2 protein-coding genes are annotated in these 954 nt (G+C 58.7%); one reads left to right on the top strand and one right to left on the bottom strand.

Going from position 1 to position 954, the window contains the following annotated elements; all coding sequences use genetic code 11:
• Positions 1–2: 2 nt before the first annotated feature.
• Positions 3–425, bottom strand: a complete 423-nt coding sequence (locus CWO91_RS42305; RefSeq protein WP_130221188.1) for a hypothetical protein — start codon at positions 423–425, stop codon at positions 3–5.
• 184 nt (positions 426–609) lie between these two features.
• Between CWO91_RS42305 and CWO91_RS42310 the strand changes: the two genes are divergently transcribed.
• The gene (locus tag CWO91_RS42310) at positions 610–819 is read left to right on the top strand and encodes a hypothetical protein (protein WP_063707793.1); all 210 of its coding nucleotides are present in this window, start codon (positions 610–612) and stop codon (positions 817–819) included.
• Positions 820–954: the final 135 nt, after the last annotated feature.

Here is a 954-nt window from a genome sequence, read left to right on the forward strand (position 1 = left end):
CCTTAGCGGCCGTAGGGGAAGCAGCGGTTGCGATCGAGTGTGAGACCGAAATGCGCTCCCAGTGCAGCGATGGCCGCGTCCTGCTGAGGATAAGGATCGGCATTGGATGCGGCAACGATGATGATCCGGAACCCGCCGCGATCCTTGCCACCGGGTGGCAGCATCGCTGTAGCCAGTGCATTGCCCTCCCTGTCGCGCAGCGTGAGGAAAAGCGGCATCTCTCGCTGTATATGGGCCTCGAGGCCGATGTCGCGCTCGATCGCGTTGGGCCGCTCGGGACGCCAGGACTGGACTGCCTTCTCCCGCTCGCGGCGGAAATATTTCTCAACTGTGTGACCCATCAGGCGCGACTCATGCATCGCTTCACCTTCCGTCTCGATACGGAACCAGGTCTTGCCCTTCGGCGCGTCGCAAACATACTGCATTTCGCCCGTCCTGCGATCGCCGCAATTCTAGGGCGGCGGGCCTGCAAAGCCAATATGAGACTCGCTCCCGTGTATAGCGCCGCACGATCAGAGGGGCTAAGAGTTCTTGATTGGACGTTGAAGTTCTAGTGAGCCCAAACAATACTAGGTCGACCGGAATAAATCCTCTTCAAGGAGCGTCCCGATGCCTGACGTAAGGGAAAAGCAACGCGAAGCCCGCCGGAAGATCATTCGCCAATGGGCGAAGCTTCCGAAGGATAAACGGCAGTCTATGGAGGGGATTTCTGAATTCGCCAGGACCGCCGCTCAGCAGAACGAGAACGCATTCGTCCGCAGTCGTCGCGATCCGTATCAGAAGATCATGGGATGGCTATTGCCGCGTGCTCATCTCTGAACGACTGAGTCCTCTGCACATCCTTCGAAGGCGACACCGGGTTCTTCAGCTTGACCCCCATGTGGCGAACGGCCCGCGCGATTTAGGGAGCAAACCACGCACCTTGTCGCAAACCACATTGAGCGGGATTTTGTG

The organism is Bradyrhizobium genosp. SA-3 (assembly GCF_004212635.1).
In the GTDB taxonomy this organism is placed as follows: Bacteria; Pseudomonadota; Alphaproteobacteria; order Rhizobiales; family Xanthobacteraceae; genus Bradyrhizobium.